Source organism: Shewanella sp. AS16, assembly GCF_021412365.1.
Classification (GTDB): Bacteria; Pseudomonadota; Gammaproteobacteria; order Enterobacterales; family Shewanellaceae; genus Shewanella; species Shewanella salipaludis.
The window spans coordinates 241229-257034 of the sequence record NZ_JAKCLK010000005.1; the positions used below are offsets into that span (position 1 = coordinate 241229).

At 52.1% G+C, this 15806-nt stretch carries 17 protein-coding genes; 11 read left to right on the forward strand and 6 right to left on the reverse strand.

All coding sequences use genetic code 11. The annotated features are described in order from the left end of the window. Positions 1-6: 6 nt before the first annotated feature. The 3 genes from LZP73_RS14390 to astE all read right to left on the reverse strand — a co-directional run bounded on the left by LZP73_RS14390 (position 7) and on the right by astE (position 3362). Positions 7-984 (reverse strand): alpha-ketoacid dehydrogenase subunit beta, encoded by a 978-nt coding sequence (locus LZP73_RS14390; RefSeq protein ID WP_234235686.1) that lies wholly within the window; start codon positions 982-984, stop codon positions 7-9. 3 nt (positions 985-987) lie between these two features. Further along, positions 988-2166: a thiamine pyrophosphate-dependent dehydrogenase E1 component subunit alpha gene (locus LZP73_RS14395; protein ID WP_234235687.1), complete on the reverse strand. Its 1179-nt coding sequence runs from the start codon at positions 2164-2166 to the stop codon at positions 988-990. 161 nt (positions 2167-2327) lie between these two features. Beyond that, positions 2328-3362, reverse strand: a complete 1035-nt coding sequence (astE, locus tag LZP73_RS14400) for a succinylglutamate desuccinylase (RefSeq protein WP_234235688.1) — start codon at positions 3360-3362, stop codon at positions 2328-2330. A 547-nt stretch (positions 3363-3909) separates the two neighbouring features. On the opposite strand from astE, the gene msrA reads away from it, so the two are divergent. Beyond that, positions 3910-4389: a peptide-methionine (S)-S-oxide reductase MsrA gene (gene msrA, locus LZP73_RS14405; protein ID WP_234235689.1), complete on the forward strand. Its 480-nt coding sequence runs from the start codon at positions 3910-3912 to the stop codon at positions 4387-4389. A gap of 89 nt (positions 4390-4478) precedes the next feature. On the opposite strand, the gene pgm is transcribed toward msrA, so the two are convergent. Together pgm and seqA are read right to left on the reverse strand one after the other, a co-directional pair. Further along, on the reverse strand, positions 4479-6122 hold the full coding sequence (pgm, locus tag LZP73_RS14410) for a phosphoglucomutase (alpha-D-glucose-1,6-bisphosphate-dependent) (RefSeq protein ID WP_234235690.1): 1644 nt from the start codon (positions 6120-6122) through the stop codon (positions 4479-4481). Between the two features lie 147 nt (positions 6123-6269). Beyond that, a complete protein-coding gene (seqA, locus tag LZP73_RS14415) occupies positions 6270-6809 on the reverse strand; it encodes a replication initiation negative regulator SeqA (RefSeq protein WP_234235691.1) in 540 nt (179 codons plus the stop codon). Between the two features lie 294 nt (positions 6810-7103). Between seqA and LZP73_RS14420 the strand changes: the two genes are divergently transcribed. The 10 genes from LZP73_RS14420 to LZP73_RS14465 all read left to right on the forward strand — a co-directional run bounded on the left by LZP73_RS14420 (position 7104) and on the right by LZP73_RS14465 (position 14725). Further along, positions 7104-7868, forward strand: a complete 765-nt coding sequence (locus LZP73_RS14420; RefSeq protein ID WP_234235692.1) for an alpha/beta fold hydrolase — start codon at positions 7104-7106, stop codon at positions 7866-7868. A gap of 102 nt (positions 7869-7970) precedes the next feature. Beyond that, the gene (locus LZP73_RS14425) at positions 7971-8192 is read left to right on the forward strand and encodes a DUF2788 domain-containing protein (protein ID WP_234235693.1); all 222 of its coding nucleotides are present in this window, start codon (positions 7971-7973) and stop codon (positions 8190-8192) included. A gap of 10 nt (positions 8193-8202) precedes the next feature. Further along, on the forward strand, positions 8203-8475 hold the full coding sequence (gene ybfE, locus LZP73_RS14430) for a LexA regulated protein (protein WP_169562534.1): 273 nt from the start codon (positions 8203-8205) through the stop codon (positions 8473-8475). A 61-nt stretch (positions 8476-8536) separates the two neighbouring features. Next, on the forward strand, positions 8537-9064 hold the full coding sequence (fldA, locus tag LZP73_RS14435; RefSeq protein WP_169562533.1) for a flavodoxin FldA: 528 nt from the start codon (positions 8537-8539) through the stop codon (positions 9062-9064). Positions 9065-9242: 178 nt separating this feature from the next. Continuing rightward, positions 9243-10421 carry an elongation factor P maturation arginine rhamnosyltransferase EarP gene (earP, locus tag LZP73_RS14440; RefSeq protein ID WP_234235694.1) on the forward strand — a complete coding sequence of 393 codons (1179 nt, stop codon included), beginning with the start codon at positions 9243-9245 and terminating at the stop codon, positions 10419-10421. 45 nt (positions 10422-10466) lie between these two features. Continuing rightward, positions 10467-11027: an elongation factor P gene (gene efp / locus LZP73_RS14445; RefSeq protein WP_169562531.1), complete on the forward strand. Its 561-nt coding sequence runs from the start codon at positions 10467-10469 to the stop codon at positions 11025-11027. Positions 11028-11290: 263 nt separating this feature from the next. After that, positions 11291-11650 (forward strand): CVNH domain-containing protein, encoded by a 360-nt coding sequence (locus LZP73_RS14450; RefSeq protein WP_234235695.1) that lies wholly within the window; start codon positions 11291-11293, stop codon positions 11648-11650. A gap of 1378 nt (positions 11651-13028) precedes the next feature. Then, positions 13029-13703: a glutathione S-transferase family protein gene (locus tag LZP73_RS14455; protein WP_234235696.1), complete on the forward strand. Its 675-nt coding sequence runs from the start codon at positions 13029-13031 to the stop codon at positions 13701-13703. Then, on the forward strand, positions 13700-13909 hold the full coding sequence (locus tag LZP73_RS14460; protein ID WP_326490355.1) for a MarC family protein: 210 nt from the start codon (positions 13700-13702) through the stop codon (positions 13907-13909). Before LZP73_RS14455 ends, LZP73_RS14460 begins: the two co-directional genes overlap by 4 nt. Positions 13910-14164: 255 nt before the next feature. Beyond that, positions 14165-14725, forward strand: coding sequence for a hypothetical protein (locus tag LZP73_RS14465; RefSeq protein WP_234235697.1), 561 nt, complete (start codon positions 14165-14167; stop codon positions 14723-14725). On the opposite strand, the gene LZP73_RS14470 is transcribed toward LZP73_RS14465, so the two are convergent. Beyond that, positions 14722-15408 carry a VOC family protein gene (locus LZP73_RS14470; RefSeq protein ID WP_234235698.1) on the reverse strand — a complete coding sequence of 229 codons (687 nt, stop codon included), beginning with the start codon at positions 15406-15408 and terminating at the stop codon, positions 14722-14724. The two genes, LZP73_RS14465 and LZP73_RS14470, sit on opposite strands and share 4 nt — an antisense overlap. Positions 15409-15806: the final 398 nt, after the last annotated feature.

Below are 15806 nucleotides of genomic sequence, written 5' to 3' on the forward strand. Positions count from 1 at the left end.
AGGCTCCTAAAACTTGACTGACGCTTTGATGGCTTCGAAGGTCTTGAGCGCATCTGGCATGTATTCTTTCTCGTGGATCAAGGGGTATGGTGTATCCAGACCGCAGACCCTGGCGATGGGTGACTCCAGCGACAGGAAACATTCCTCTTGAATGGTCGCGGCAATTTCACCGGCGAAGCCACCGGTCAGCGGGGCCTCATGGTTGATCAGCAAACGCCCCGTCTTGGTGACGGACTGGGCGACTGTGTCCACATCCCAGGGAGACAGGGTTCGCAAATCGATGATCTCGCAGGAAATCCCTTCTTTCTCGGCCATATCGGCGGCCTTTTCGAGGATTTCCATCTGCGCGCCCCAGGCGAGCAAGGTGATGTCTTTACCCTGGCGTATCACCTCAGCCTTGCCCAGCTCAAGCTGGTAATCGCCGGCGGGCACTTCGCCCACGGAAGCACGGTACAGCCGCTTGGGTTCGAAGAAGATCACCGGGTTGGGATCGCGGATAGCGGCCAGCAACAAGCCTTTGGCCTGCTCCGGATTGCGGGGCACGACCACTTTCAGTCCGGGCGTCTGGGTGAAATAGGCTTCCGGTGACTGGGAGTGGTAATGGCCGCCGGCGATACCACCGCCATAGGGGGTTCTGAAGGTCAAACCGCCGACGTCGAACTGGTTACCGCTGCGGTAGCGGAACTTGGCGCTCTCGTTGACTATCTGATCGAAGGCCGGAAAAATGTAATCGGCAAACTGAATTTCGGCGACCGTTGTCATGCCGTTGGATGCCAGACCATTGGCGAAACCGGCAATCCCCTGCTCCGTCAACGGGGTGTTGAAGCAGCGCTCACGGCCAAACTTCTCCTGCAGACCCGAAGTGGCGCGAAATACCCCACCGAAGTGGCCCACGTCTTCGCCAAACACCAACATACGCTCATCGGCTTCCATCGCGATCGACAGCGCATCATTGATGGCGTGTAACATATTCATTTCTGCCACGGCTTATAGCCTCCCTGCGCTTTTGGGATAAGATTGCGGATATTTTTTGACATGCTGTTTGAGCTCGGCCAGCTGCTTCTTCAGCAGTGGCGTTGGCGTGTCGTAGACGTCTTCGATGATCTCGTCGAGCATGGGCACGGGCAGCTTCTCGGCTACCTTCACCGCCGCCAGCACTTCTTCGCGATAGCGCTCCTGCAACTTGGCATCCGTGTCTTCCGCCAGCCAGCCCTTGTTCTGCAACCAGAGCTTGAAGCGTTTGACCGGATCGTGTTGCTGCCACTTGGCCTCCTCGTCCTTGGAGCGATAGCCCGAAGGATCATCGGAAGATGAGTGGGCGCCGAGGCGATAGGTCATGGCTTCGATGAGCACAGGGGCGTTATGCTCCAGCGCATAGGCACGGGCCTGCTGGGTCGCTGCCAATACCGCCAGCATGTCGTTACCGTCGACGCGTATGGTATGCATGCCATAACCCACACCGCGACTGGCGATGCCATTGCCTGCATACTGCTCTTCGGTCGGGGTGGAGATGGCGTAACCATTGTTGCGGCAGAAGAAGATGGTTGGACTCTTGAGCACGGCGGCCATGTTGAGGCCGGCGTGGAAGTCCCCTTCCGAGGCCGCTCCTTCGCCGAAGTAGCAGATGGCGACGTTGCGCTTGCCCTGCATCTTGAGACTGTAACCTACGCCCGTTGCCTGAGGGATCTGCGTGGCCAATGGCGAAGAAATGGTTTGATAATTCAGCTCGGCGGTGCCGTAGTGGATAGGCATCTGCCGACCCTTGCCCAGATCTTTCTCGTTGCTGAACATCTGGTTCATAAACTGTTCTGTGGTGAAGCCCCTGAATCTCAGGGCCGCATGTTCGCGGTACTGAGCCAGGATCACATCATCAGGCTCCAGCGCGGCACAGCTGCCGACGATGGCGGCTTCTTCGCCGGTACAGGTCATGTAGAAACTGATCCTGCCCTGGCGCTGGGCACCGAGCATGCGCTCGTCCAATACCCGGGTAAACACACAGGTATCATAAATTTTTTCCGCCAGCGCCTGGTCAATGACAGGTAACACGGCGGTTTCATAGGTGGTACCGTCGGCCTGAAGGATTTTTAGGGTAGGAATATGTAGCGATTCCTTATCTAAAAAGCTGACACGGTGCACTGTTTCTGTATTCAGTGTTGCGTTGCTCATATTCTGCTCTTGTTATCTCGTGGCGGCCGGAAAGCACCGGCCAGCCCAATTTATGCTAATATGCAGGCGAACATTACGTTAACGTAAACTACCTATCAACTGTTACCTCCCCGCTTCACGCAAGTTAGCCCTCATCGCCTTGTATATATTGGTTTACAAGCTTAGCGCACATCGGCGTTGGTGGCGGGTATAAGGCAAATCACGGTACGTTGCCCCACAGGCACCTTGGCATTGGGAAAGACTATGGCTTCGCTGTCATGCTCGACCTTTATCTCCTGTCCGCCGTCGCGTGCCAGCACATAGCCCTTGGGAAATGCACGGAAGTTCTCGACATCATCGGCGAAGGTAAACTCGAAATCCTCATGCTGCTTATTGATCACCCGGCAGACCTGATACAGGTTAACCTGGGTGGCGTCGAAGCGCGCCAATTCCAGCGGCCGGTCACAGATGAGCCGTGAAAGCATTTCATAGGTGGCCACGAAGCGCGTCATGTCATTCTGTCCCATGGGATAGACCTTACCCAGTTCTATGGTAAAGGCATCGGCACCATAGAGGTTGGCCGAGGCGTAACTGAAGGTGGTTGTCGGCTCATGGTGGAACAACACTGTATCTACCCCGCTGGCGGCGAGGAACATGATCTGCTCCGCACTGTAGGGCTTGCCCTGGGTATAGGGATAGATGGCGAACTTTTCATGCTTGGAGACGCGGATGGCGGTATGCAGATCGTAATGAATCCGCTGACGACCGGCTTGACTGTCGTTAAAGAAACGCGCGACATAGGCTTCCAGTTTCTTGGCCCTGACCCGCTCAGGATTCACCAGCCCAGGCCCGCTGGAATGCGCGCCACTGAACAGGCGGTTCATGTTTTCTTCGACTATGCGGGTGCCGTTGTTGATCGCATCCGGGTTGCCGAACAGGAACATGACGCGCTGTTTTGCCATGATTTTTTCTGATAGCAACTCGGCTATCAGGCGATTGCATAACTCTATCGGGGCCGTCTCGTTACCATGCACCCCGGAGGACAGTATGATGTCTTTCCCCTGGCGCTCCTTGGGCTCGAACACTATGACGCCCGTGTCCCAAATATCCACCCGGGTATGCTGACCCAAGCTGAAAGACAGAGGCTGGTCCAGTTGCTCAGGGTTGGCCAGGGTGAGTGCTAAAAAATCCTTCGATGCTAGCAGGGTTTGTAACACGGCATGCTCCTTAATCTTATTCTGGTTCCTGTGTGCGTCGCTTTGTGCATAACTTAATCCGGGTTGACTCAGGCTCTGCCAGAGTGCAGCCGCAGAAGGCTTTACACCATGAGTTCGGGGATCCGATATCCCCAAAACTGCCGCTAATACTAACACATGTTTTTCAAGAACATCTCAGGCAAATGTGCCATCCGCCAACGACGGTTTATCTTTGGCGATAAGGAGCTGGGCATTCCCCCAGCCTGCTGCCGGCGGCGCTGTGCTATCCACCTCATTATTCTATCTAGCGCACTGTTTTATTTACTGCACTGTTTTATTTACTGCACTGGCCTATCCACTGAACTGTTCTTTCAACGGCGTTGTGCCTGTTCATGTAGAGCACCGACTAGCGCCGTTTTGGGTGCGAGCCAAAGCCACAAGTGCAAGCATAAACCCCAAGCTCGACAGTCTTTGAGGATTATTGGCTCTCGATAGCCTTTTAGGGCTTGCTTTTATGCCGGAGTTAAACCACAATCTTTAGCCATCTAGACTTCTATATTGGTGAGTTATGGCGTTAGCAACTTTCGGTGCCGGCTGTTTCTGGGGCGTGGAATACTTTTTCAAGCGGGTCGAGGGCGTCAGCCGGGCGACCTGTGGCTACATGGGCGGCAATGATCAGGCGACCAGCTATCAGGAGGTCAAGACAGGCACTACGGGCCATGCCGAAGTTGTGCAGGTGGAATTCGACCCCGAGCGGGTCAGCTACGACAGCCTGTTGCAGGTCTTCTGGCAGAATCATAATCCCACCAGCCTGAACATGCAGGGGGGTGACATAGGCACTCAATACCGCAGCACCATTTTCTTCCATGACAAGGAGCAGAAGGCACAGGCCGAAGCCTCCAAGCTGGCGCTGGCCCGCAGTGGCAAATGGGGCCAGAGGCAGCTGGTGACCGAGATAGTGCCGCTGCAGCAATTTCACGAGGCCGAAGAGTATCACCAGGATTATCTGGATAAGAATAACCTGCCCAGTTGCCACCTGAGTTATTGAGTGGCATAGGGGCATTGAAGCTGCCTGCGTAAGCCGACAAACATAAGGCCCTCATTCGAGGGCCTTATTGCAGTGGACTAACAGCTACCTCACCCCTTGAGCGCGGCGCCAATCAGCTCCTGGGCTTCACTCAGTAACAGTTCCAGATGGGTCTGACTGATGAAGCTCTCGGCATAGATCTTAAACAGGGCTTCTGTGCCCGATGGCCGCGCCGCAAACCAACCGCTCGCCGTGGTGACCTTGATGCCCCCTATGGCGGCGCCATTGCCGGGTGCCTGGGTCAGCACATTCTCTATCTTCTCGCCGGCGAGACTATCGGCATTCAAACTCCCTGCATTCAGACCGGCAAACTTTGCCTTCATCTTGAGGCTGATGGGACTGTCTATCCTGCGGTAATAACTGGTGCCAAATTGCGCCGCCAAGGCCTGGTAACGCTCGGCCGGGGTCTGACCCGTGACCGCCAGGATCTCCGCCGCCAGCAGCGCCAGGATGAAACCGTCCTTGTCTGTGCACCAGGTGCTGCCGTCACGGCGCAGGAAGGCCGCGCCGGCACTCTCCTCGCCCCCGAAGGCCAAGGTGGCATCGCCCAGGCCAGCGACGAACCATTTGAAACCGACAGGCACTTCCACCAGCTTACGCCCGTGATGGGCACAGATTTTGTCGATCAAGGCACTGGAGACCAAGGTCTTGCCTATGCCCAGCTCGGGTGACCATTGAGGCCTGTGGGTCAGCAGATAGTCTATCGCTACCGCCAGATAATGATTGGGATCCATCAAACCACTGCCGGGGCAGACTATGCCATGGCGGTCGTAATCGGGATCGTTGCCGACGCAGAGATCGTATTCATCCTTATGGGTCAGCAGGCCCGCCATGGCATAGGGCGAAGAGCAATCCATGCGGATTTTGCCGTCTTTATCCAGCGGCATGAAGCCGAAGCAGGGATCCACACTGTCGTTGACCAGGCTGATGTCCAGGCCGTAATGCTTGGCTATCGGCTGCCAGTAATAGATACCCGAACCGCCGAGGGGATCCACCCCAAGGCGCACCTTGGCCGCGGCTATCGCCTGCATGTCTATGACCTGCGCCAGGTCCTCCACATAGGGAGTCACAAGATCTCTGGCCTGCACCAGGCCTGTGCCCATGGAGATACCATAATTGACCTTGCGTACCCCATCGAGCTGCCGCTCCAGGTAATGATTGGCGCGCTGCTCTATCCAGGCGGTGATCTCCCCTTCTGCCGGGCCGCCATGGGGAGGATTGTATTTGATGCCGCCATCCTGTGGCGGGTTATGTGATGGGGTGATGATAAGCCCATCGCATAAGCCAGCGGTGCGCTCCCGATTGGCGCACACTATGGCGTGGGATACCACAGGTGTTGGGGTGAAACTTTCCCCCTGCTGCACTATCACCCGAACCTGATTGGCGCACAGGACTTCGATGGCGGAGATATAGGCGGCATAGGACAGCGCATGGGTATCCATGCCCAGCACCAGCGGCCCGGTGATCCCGGCGTTATGCCGATAATCCACCACGGCCTGGACTATGGCCCAGATGTGTTGCTCGTTGAAGCTGGCGTTGAAGGCCGAGCCCCTATGACCCGAAGTACCGAAGCTGACGCGCTGGGCTACCTCTTTGGGATTGGGAACAACCCGAAAATAATGGCTCATCAGCTTAGGAATATTGATCAGATCCTTCTGTAACGCCTTTTGTCCCGCTCTTTGATGAATGGTCACCGTCTGCTCCTGTATTATCTGCAACCTTGATGCACTGAAGTTTGTTGTTCGAACCACGTACCTGGACTGGAAAACAATGAGGGCAAGCCTGCCGGCTCGCCCTCGTTATGCCAGCAATCCAGTGGCAACCCGCCTAACCAGAGACGATTAGATCTTGGCCGCCAGCTGTTCAGCCGTCCCGGCATCACAGCCAAACTGTACTAACACTTCCGATAAAATGGTGCGCTTCTTGGCGGTATTATTGTTGGTCGTCACCCAAAAGCCACTCTGGCCAATTTCTTTAGGGTTCGCCGAAGGACTGGCCTCGAGCAGGGCCTGCTTGGACTGGCCGAAATACAGCCTGCCGCGGCCCTGAATGTGCAGCACTTGGGCAAACTGCTCAGGTACCCTGGCATGCAGGCTCTCCAGCATAAACAGGAAACGCCCCACGGCGCCTTTCTGCTGGCTCAGGGCATTGTCATCCATAAAAGTATTGAAATCGTTCAATGGCGCAGACGCCGGGGCGCCGACAACTGGGGTAACCTTTTCCAGACTGGGCTCACTGACGGCCAGCGGCGTGGTCTGCACCACAGGTTCGACACTCAAGCCGAGTAAACGGCGGATAATATCGGACGCGCTCTCACCTATCCGCTCCGTCTTGCCGGCAATATAACGATAGAGCTCTTCATCGACCTCGATATATTTCATACCTTTATCTATCCTTCCATTCGCTAATGTCTCGATTCGGGAAAAGTCTATCACAGAGTGCAGCAGATCCCTGAATTCATCATTGTGCCCAGTGTATGCTATCTATAGGCATTTGATAAGGCGACATTAATCTAAAATCGACCAAAAACCCCCTGCGCCTGCCCTCAGTGGCGGTAATTGCTGTAAAAGCGTACAAGCCGGGGCCCGGAAAGGTTTCATGGCTTGTCACTGGCCCGCAATTGCAGGACAATTCGCCCAAGAGTGAAATTGGGCGCGCGTCGCCAGGAAATCTTTATGCATTATGTCTCTTCCGGTCAAGGCTCGGCCGTCGTCTTGATCCACGGTCTCTTTGGCAACCTGGACAACCTCAAGGCCCTGGGGCAGGTATTGGAGCAACACCACAGGGTCATACGCGTCGATGTCCCCAACCACGGCTTGAGTGAACATTGGCAACAGATGGATTACCCCAGGTTGGCAACCGCCATGACGGCCCTGCTCGATGCCCTGGACTTGCCCAGGGCCCACCTGGTCGGCCATTCCATGGGCGGCAAGATAGCCATGGCCACGGCGCTGGCGGCCCCCGAACGCGTCGGCAGTCTGGTGGTCGCAGATATTGCCCCAGTAGCCTATTCTCCCAGGCATGATACCGTCTTCGATGGCCTATGCAGCTTGCCCTTGCAGGGGCATAGCGACCGCCGCTTCGCCTTGAATCACCTGCTCAGTGCCGGCATAGACGAAGCCACGGCACAATTCTTACTGAAAAACCTGCAAAGAACAGACACAGGATTCAGTTGGAAAATGAACCTGGCGGGCCTCAAGGCCAACTACCCGGAACTCATCGGCTGGCATAACAGCGACAGCAGCTACTCCGGCCCCAGCCTCTTCGTTCGCGGTGGCGACTCGGATTACGTGACCGCCGCCCATAGGGAGACGATTTTGGCTCAGTTCCCCAGGGTGCAAGCCAAGACCATAGAAGGTACGGGTCATTGGTTGCATGCACAAAAGCCGGCGATCTTTAATCGTATAGTGTCTGAATTTATTGACAAACAAGAGGTTTGAGTCAGCTCACATAGGAAGGTAAAGCATATGGCAGAGTCTGGGCCTTATGTGGTATATTCGCGCCTCTTTTGGCCTTAGACGATTCTGGGGAATGGAAAAAGTATGTTAGCTCAGTACATGGAACAAATTGAAACCATAGGGTTAAACCTGTTTTTTGCCGCGATATTTTTCTTTATCGGCATGGCCATCCACGATGTGCTGAAACAGGGCAATGTGCCTAAATTTGGTCGATATATTGTTTGGTTAGTGTTATTCCTCGGCTGTGCCGGGTTTATTGCAAAAGGTATTATCCAAGTGTCCTGGGAAGGCTCGGGGCTCGGATAAACAATAAGAAATGGCAAAAGAAACAACTGACAGAACCACCATTGACCTTTTTGCCAATGAGAAGCGCCGGGGCCGGCCACGCAGCAATCCCCTGTCCCGCAGCCAACAGCTCAAGGTCAACAAGCGTAATCAGATCCAGCGTGATAGAGCAAACGGATTGAAACGAGTAGAGTTGAAAGTGTCACTAGATCTATATGACGCCTTGAACGAACGAGCTTCGGCCAGTAACATCAGCCGCAGCCAACTAATCGAATTGATCTTGCAACAGCAAATTCAAGCTTAGTCCCTGGACTGGCGAGATTTGTATACAAATTAAGTTCAGCATGACAGATAAAGGATAGACAATGGCAACTGTAGGTCTTTTTTTCGGTAGCGACACAGGCAACACCGAAGCCGTCGCCAAGATGATCCAGAAGAAACTGGGCAAGAAGATGGTTGAGGTGAAAGACATCGCCAAGAGCACCAAGGAACAAATAGCCGAGTACGATCTGCTGTTGTTCGGCATCCCTACCTGGTATTACGGTGAGGCTCAGTGCGACTGGGACGATTTCTTCCCCGAGCTGGAACAAATCGATTTCACCGACAAACTGGTCGCTATCTTTGGTTGTGGTGATCAGGAAGATTATGCCGAGTATTTCCTCGATGCCATGGGCATGGTAGGTGACATAGTCCAGGCCAACGGCGGCATCATCATAGGCCATTGGCCGACAGAAGGTTATCACTTTGAGGCCTCCAAAGGCCAGATCGACGATAAACACTTCATAGGTCTGGGCATAGATGAAGATCGCCAACCTGAGTTGACCGAAGAAAGGGTTGATGCCTGGGTAAAACAGATTTACGATGAGATGTGCCTGGCCGAATTGGAAGATTAATCTTCACTGCCAACGCAAGGAAAAGCGGTCTCTCTGAGCCGCTTTTTTTATCTCTGGCATGCCTATACCCAGGCAGAGGCAAGAGACGGCGACGTGCAACTTAAGATGAAAAGCCACTAAAGATAGCAGCTGAACTCAGTTAAACCACACACTTCAGTTAAACCACAAGTCCGAACCTATGACACCAACGCAAGCCTCCACCCATTGGGACATCTTCTGCACCGTCGTCGACAATTATGGCGACATAGGTGTCACCTGGCGTTTGGCACAGCAACTCGCCGGCGAATACCGGATTAGCGTCAATTTGTGGGTCGACGATCTGCATAGCTTTTCACACATATTGCCGCAACTGGATCCCGGGTTAAGCTCGCAGGCGTTTGCCGGCGTCACCATACTCAAGTGGAATACCCCGCTGGATATTGGCTTCACGCCGGGTGCCGTGCTCATCGAGGCCTTCGCCTGCGAGCTGCCCGAAAAGATCAAGGCGCAACTGCTGGCCCAACACCAGTCTGCCGAGCAGACCCCGCCCTTGTGGCTGAACCTGGAATACCTGAGCGCCGAAGACTGGGTAGACAATTGTCATGGGTTGCCCTCACTGCAGGCGAGTGGGCTAAAAAAATTCTTCTATTTCCCTGGGTTTACGCCGAAAACAGGCGGGCTTATCTGCGAGAAGAATTTATTGCCGCAGCGGGCGGAGTGGCAAGCCTGTGCCGACAACAGGCTCAGGCTGTTTGCCGAACTTGGCCTGACCGGCATAGCGCCCAGGGACAAGGTCATCAGTGTATTCAGCTATGAAACCCGCGCGCTGGCGGCGCTGTGTGAGCTATGGCGAGTGTCGATGCCCAGGGTGCATGCGCTGATCCCCAAGGGGCGCAGCCTGAACAGCCTGACCCACTTGTTGCCCTGCCCCGTTGCCGATCTGGTCCCGGGACAACAGATAGTGCATGGCAACTTGACCCTGCACATCTTGCCCATGACAGATCAACAAGGTTTCGATCGCTTGCTTTGGAGCTGTGATTTTAATATTGTGCGGGGTGAGGACTCTTTCTTACGCGCCCAATGGGCTGCCAAGCCGTTTATTTGGCACATTTATCCGCAAGAAGATGATTATCACCTGGTAAAATTAGAAGCTTTTATGTCGCTTTACTGCGATAATCTGACGCCAGAAATTGCCAAGCCTTGGGCTGAATTGAATCTTGCATTCAACCAGGAGCAGCAATCCGCCGTGAACCTTCACTGGCAAGAACTTGATTCTGTTGATTTGCCTTTGTTGCAACACGCTCAACAATGGCCAATTGATGCATTAAATGATGCAGATCTCGCTAGCCGACTGGTTCAGTTCGTCAAAAATAGCTAAGATACTGCACTGAAACAGAAATATCCAAACATAGGAAAATTAGTAATGAAAACTGCTCATGAAATCCGTCCCGGTAACGTGATCATGTTGGATGGCAGCCCATGGGTTGTTCAGAAAACTGAAACAACTCGCTCAGGCCGTAACGCTGCTATCGTTAAGCTGAAATTGAAAAACTTGCTGCTCGACTCTGGCACCGAAACCACCTTCAAGGGTGAAGACAAGCTGGAAGACATCATCCTCGAGCGTCTCGACTGCACTTATTCATACTTCGCCGATCCTATGTATGTCTTCATGGATGCCGAGTACAACCAGTACGACGTAGAAGCCGAAAACCTCGGCGATGCAGCGGCATTCATAGTCGACGGCATGGAAGAAACCTGCCAGGTGACTTTCTACAATGAGAAAGCCATCTCTGTCGAACTGCCAACCACTATCGTACGTGAAGTGACCTACACAGAGCCTTCTGCCCGTGGCGACACTTCAGGTAAAGTCATGAAGCCTGCCACCATCACAGGCGGCGGTACCGTCACCGTGGCTGACTTCGTTAAAGTCGGCGACAAGATCGAAATCGACACCCGTACCGGCGAGTTCAAGAAGCGCGTCTAATCGCCCTTCCCAAGCCAGTAACGAGTCAGTAAAAAGGCCAGCGCAAGCTGGCTTTTTTATTGCCGAATATTGTCGGAAATCTCCTGTCCATCGGCACAGCGTCTTTTGTCTCTTGTCTTCCGGGCTCTTTTGTCGTCTACACCCTGTAATGGCGCTGTAATGGCATAGTTCAGCCAATCTACTACCCTCTATAGGGTATGCGAAGCCTGGCATCAGCTGGCTTGAGCATGCGATGGACTTCAACGTGAAAAAAGGACTTGAACATGAGCCAATATGTACCGGAAGGAAGCTTCACAAGAACCTCACGCAATATTAAATCCACCCTGTATGCTCAAGCGCAGAAAAGGGATCAAAGCTGGATCCCTGCAGGCCTTGACATCACTAATTTGAACTCGGCAGAAGTCACCAATCTGGATGGTTTTTTGGTCAATACCGGCAACCATGGTGCTCCCAGTGGTTATGTGCCCTCGGGCAGCTACGCCAAAACATCCCGTGAGATCACAGTTGTCCTGTCGGCCGAATGCCAAAAGAGAGACCAAAGCTGGCAATACTCAACCTTAGTGATCAGCAATCTGGAAAATGTCAGCATTTCCAATATCGATGGTGTGCTCACCGTAGACTAAGCTGACGAATATCAACCAATGTCAAATCCTGACATTGGTTGATACCTCTCCCCAGACATAGGTGACGCAATCATTTGGCGATACAACCCTTCCCCAACTTTCCTCGGTTCTGCTCGGTACCACCTCACCAGCTACCTAGTGCTGCAAGTTAAGTTGCAACGAATCACCTGCGGTGCGCTTCTGCACTGTTGCACCAGTGACTCGCCGTGAATATGTCCCTATAGGCTCGACGGCGGCATCCATGCCGCCAACGGCCACTGGGACAACAGTGCCTGTCTTGGAATACATCTTTTATTGGGATGGGTTATGACTGGAGAACCAGGGACACGCTGGCTTTTGTTATCGCAAGCAACATCCCTGTTTTCATGGTATCAGCTGATCTTTATGATGAAAAAATAAAGGATTGAACCAGCACAGATAAGCCTTCTCTGTTCTGATTCTGTGTTGTATTAAAACACAGCGTTATTTGTTTTTTTCGAAAAATACTCAATCAAATCGGGGAAAAATTTGCACATTATTCTTGTTACATTTGAACATTAACACTAGAGTCAGCTAGATAAATTCTGTTGCTGGTCGACAATAGCTTACAGCCTTGAGCGTGTTTATCACTTTATCGAGCATGCGCATTTAGTTCCGAGGTATATTCAAATCAATTAAAATTTCACAGGAAAATAACTGTTATATGCTTAGAGAAAATATAAGTGTTACATTGGATGAACAAAAAGTCAGAAGACAAGTTGTGATGGCTTTTTTTCTGCTGTTGATAGGCTTTACATATCCATTTTTCGCGTATGTATTGAGTTACACATCTGAGTTCAAACTTAGTCCGACATTTCATCAGTTTAGTTCCCTGTTAATCGCTTTGATTGCATACATAACCAATCAATTATCTACCTCTGCAATGGGGTTACTTAACCCAAATTCAGAATTTGAACCACAGGGCTATTATGAGTTGAAGCAAAAATATCAAATTACTGTTAACCATATTGATAAATTTAGCCTGTATTTAGGTGTCTACACTCTAATCTATGGAGGTGTAGTTACCTTATATCTTAGCTAAGTGTGTAATAGAAGCCTCTCATGCTCCCGCCCTGCGGCATGAAGCATGTTTTATGTATTCGGCCCATGCCCCGCGCATAAGCAGCGCCTTTAATTGACTTTGCTATCCATGGTCATGGCAGTTGATCGCCGTCCCTCTTTCCCGAGCCTGACGCGCGACTGCACGGCTTTGGCATCACTCGACATATCACGCAGCATCACGCAATGAAATGGCACCCGTTATAATATCCAGATGAGATGTCGATTTACGCTTTTGGCGTTCGACTATTGATTGGGTGTTACTGCGCAAGTTACTGCGAAATTGACCAGGAGGAATATAATGCTCCCAACTATAACGGCCTTTGCACAGTCACCCGATCGTGGCCAGGGACTGGCGCGTGATACAAGGGTACGCTGGGCACTTGAAGAAGTGGGTCAAGCTTATGAGGTTCGCCTGATTTCGTTCCGTGAGATGAAAGAACCCGCACACCTGGCGCTTCACCCTTTCGGCCAGATCCCGACTTATGAGGAAGGCGCTTTAGTACTTTTCGAGTCAGGGGCGATCATTTTCCACATAGCAGAACGCCATGCAGGTCTGCTGCCGAACGATACCAATGCCCGCGCCCGTGCGCTCATGTGGATGTTTGCGTCAGTCAACACTGTGGAGCCGCCGATCCTTGAACTCGCAAACGCCAGGCTGCTGGAGAACGACAGGCCCTGGAATACGCAGCGCTTGCCTTTAGTCGAGGAACCTGTCCGAAATCGTTTGCAACAACTTTCCGCTTACCTTGGCAAGGCCGACTGGCTCGACGGTGCATTCAGCGCGGGGGACTTGATGATGGTGTCAGTGCTACTGCGATTGAGATCATCCGGCATTCTGGATGAATATCCAAATCTCTCGGCCTATGTCGCCCGCGGCGAAGCGCGGCCCGCCTACCAACGGGCTTTTGCCGCTCAGTTGGCGGTGTTCACTGGTAAGCATCCCAACCGGGAAGCAGGAGATGACGAAGAATGACAACCTGGCTTTCTGGGACCTATGCAGCTTTGCAGCTCCTCTGCTTCATAACCTTTATTTGTTTTGTGTTCAGCTCGGGAATAGTAGCCAAAATAGGCGAAAACGGCCTGGGGATAGTCACCCGGGGGCTTATTCTGGCCGTCATAGGGGTACAGATGCTGATCTTTGGGGGGACTGCCGCCTTGCCATTTGGCACTCGGGGGTAACATGACCTCGATGCCTGCCCCCGCCTCCCTCACCTCAGGGCCAGGATAAAGCCGAATGGCTCGTCCTTAAGAGCTCGTCCTTAAGATGAACAAATGTGACATGCCGGTTTGACAAAGCACCTATAATAAAATAAGCCAGAAACGACGAATTCATTGGCTAACAAGGCCTTGTTCCCTCAGCCGTTTTCTCTAAGCGCCAAACCAGCCGTGAAGCGCTGTGTTAGCCCTCTTAAGCCAGAGAAGGAGAATGACATCATGTTCAATAATGAGCAGTTTATTCAGGATTGCATCGAGGCCATGGCCGAAGGGAAAGAGGCTGTGCGCGAGGTTGTCGCAAAAGCCGTTTCCGATACTGCAAGCCTCCTGTCTGTGCTTGGTGAGCAAGAACATGCCGGCATATACCCACTGTACAGATCGCCTGAACTCACCATAATCAATTTCACCTGGGCCCCGTGCATGTGTCTGATGCCGCATAACCACCAGATGTTTTCAGTCGTTGGCATATATTCCGGCAGGGAAGACAACATATTCTGGCGAAGAACGGAAACCGGCATTGAAGCGGCCGGGGCCAGATCTCTTGGCGCCGGTGACGTAGTTGCACTTGACGACAGCACCATACATTCAGTGCTTAACCCAATTGGCAAGATGACAGGTGCGATACATGTCTACGGCGGGGACTTTTTTGCTCCCCATGAACCCAGGAGCCAGTGGGATCATGAAACACTGATAGAACAACCCTGGAACATAGAGAAGGTAAAAACACTGTTTCGAGAGGCAGAGGCCAGATTCAACTCCACCTCACACATCATAGTCTAAATAACTGTTTCGCATTGCAGAATACTTGCTAAGACCAGCAAGGTATCGCCAAGCAGGCCCTCTGCACCTGGGATAGCGCGTGGCGCCCTCAGGGAAGAGTTTATGGCGTGCCTGCATGTAATACCATGCGATTGTTGCAACCTCCATAGTTTGGGTTGCCCTATGTTATCTTTGATCTTTTTTTGAAGGTAGTTTCCGCATTGACTCCTCCCAAGGCGGAGATTTCCATTCCGGGTGTACCGTCCAGATTTTTTTAAAATGTCGATCCACCTACGGTAACCCGCGATGGAGGGTATCATAGGCGTATAACTAAGCTCAAAATGAATTCCTGTAATCGGGTCGTTGAAAAATACGGCGTAATAGCCTGGCGTATAGGTTGGATATTCCTTAGGAACATCGGTTACTTCAACATTATTTTTCAGAAGGAAACCACTGAAAAAATCATCTACTTCACGTCTGCTTTTTGCCCAGAGAGCCAAGTGGTGAACACCTGTTGCATGCTTTTCATGGCACAACTTACCACCGGTTTTAGCCGGCTGAACGCCAATGTAACTATGGAAGAAAGGAAACCTTGCCATGTAGTAAGTCGAGCGATATTCAATATCCAGGGTCCAAAAACTTTTATAACCCAACCAGCCAAACATTTTGTCAAAGAATTTTATAGATTCTTCGTAATCTAACACCGAAATTTCTATATGGTGAACCCCTCTCCATCTCATATATATTCTCTCGCTATCTTTTGGTCTAACACCACAATAACCGGCGCAGCGTAGGTGCATCCGGTCCTACAGGGGCGTAGTTGATAGGCATATAACATGTACGATTTTAACCATTGCCAAACCTCACCTAAATCTATCCACGCAGGTGACTAAATTAATCCAAATTGGACCACAGCTTTGTTAAAAGCTTTCTTAAAATCCTTTTTTATAGTTTGTTCAGATTACCTAGTACATGTAGACATAATGATTCCCTGTGCAGATGTCGGCCTCCGTGTTTTCTCGTGGGTTAGCAAAACCAGAGCCACACTGTTTGTTGAACATCAAACATTCACAGGAGGCCGACATGTCTAAAGCTAACACAC

Bases quoted from the DNA above. Each gene is read 5' to 3' on its own strand.
- msrA (WP_234235689.1), top strand. From the start codon at position 3,910: ATGGCGTTAGCAACTTTCGGTGCCGGCTGTTTCTGGGGCGTGGAATAC.
- efp (WP_169562531.1), top strand. From the start codon at position 10,467: ATGAAAACTGCTCATGAAATCCGTCCCGGTAACGTGATCATGTTGGAT.
- LZP73_RS14455 (WP_234235696.1), top strand. From the start codon at position 13,029: ATGCTCCCAACTATAACGGCCTTTGCACAGTCACCCGATCGTGGCCAG.
- ybfE (WP_169562534.1), top strand. From the start codon at position 8,203: ATGGCAAAAGAAACAACTGACAGAACCACCATTGACCTTTTTGCCAAT.
- earP (WP_234235694.1), top strand. From the start codon at position 9,243: ATGACACCAACGCAAGCCTCCACCCATTGGGACATCTTCTGCACCGTC.
- seqA (WP_234235691.1), bottom strand. From the start codon at position 6,809: ATGAAATATATCGAGGTCGATGAAGAGCTCTATCGTTATATTGCCGGC.
- LZP73_RS14420 (WP_234235692.1), top strand. From the start codon at position 7,104: ATGCATTATGTCTCTTCCGGTCAAGGCTCGGCCGTCGTCTTGATCCAC.
- fldA (WP_169562533.1), top strand. From the start codon at position 8,537: ATGGCAACTGTAGGTCTTTTTTTCGGTAGCGACACAGGCAACACCGAA.
- LZP73_RS14465 (WP_234235697.1), top strand. From the start codon at position 14,165: ATGTTCAATAATGAGCAGTTTATTCAGGATTGCATCGAGGCCATGGCC.
- LZP73_RS14425 (WP_234235693.1), top strand. From the start codon at position 7,971: ATGTTAGCTCAGTACATGGAACAAATTGAAACCATAGGGTTAAACCTG.
- LZP73_RS14450 (WP_234235695.1), top strand. From the start codon at position 11,291: ATGAGCCAATATGTACCGGAAGGAAGCTTCACAAGAACCTCACGCAAT.
- LZP73_RS14460 (WP_326490355.1), top strand. From the start codon at position 13,700: ATGACAACCTGGCTTTCTGGGACCTATGCAGCTTTGCAGCTCCTCTGC.
- LZP73_RS14395 (WP_234235687.1), bottom strand. From the start codon at position 2,166: ATGAGCAACGCAACACTGAATACAGAAACAGTGCACCGTGTCAGCTTT.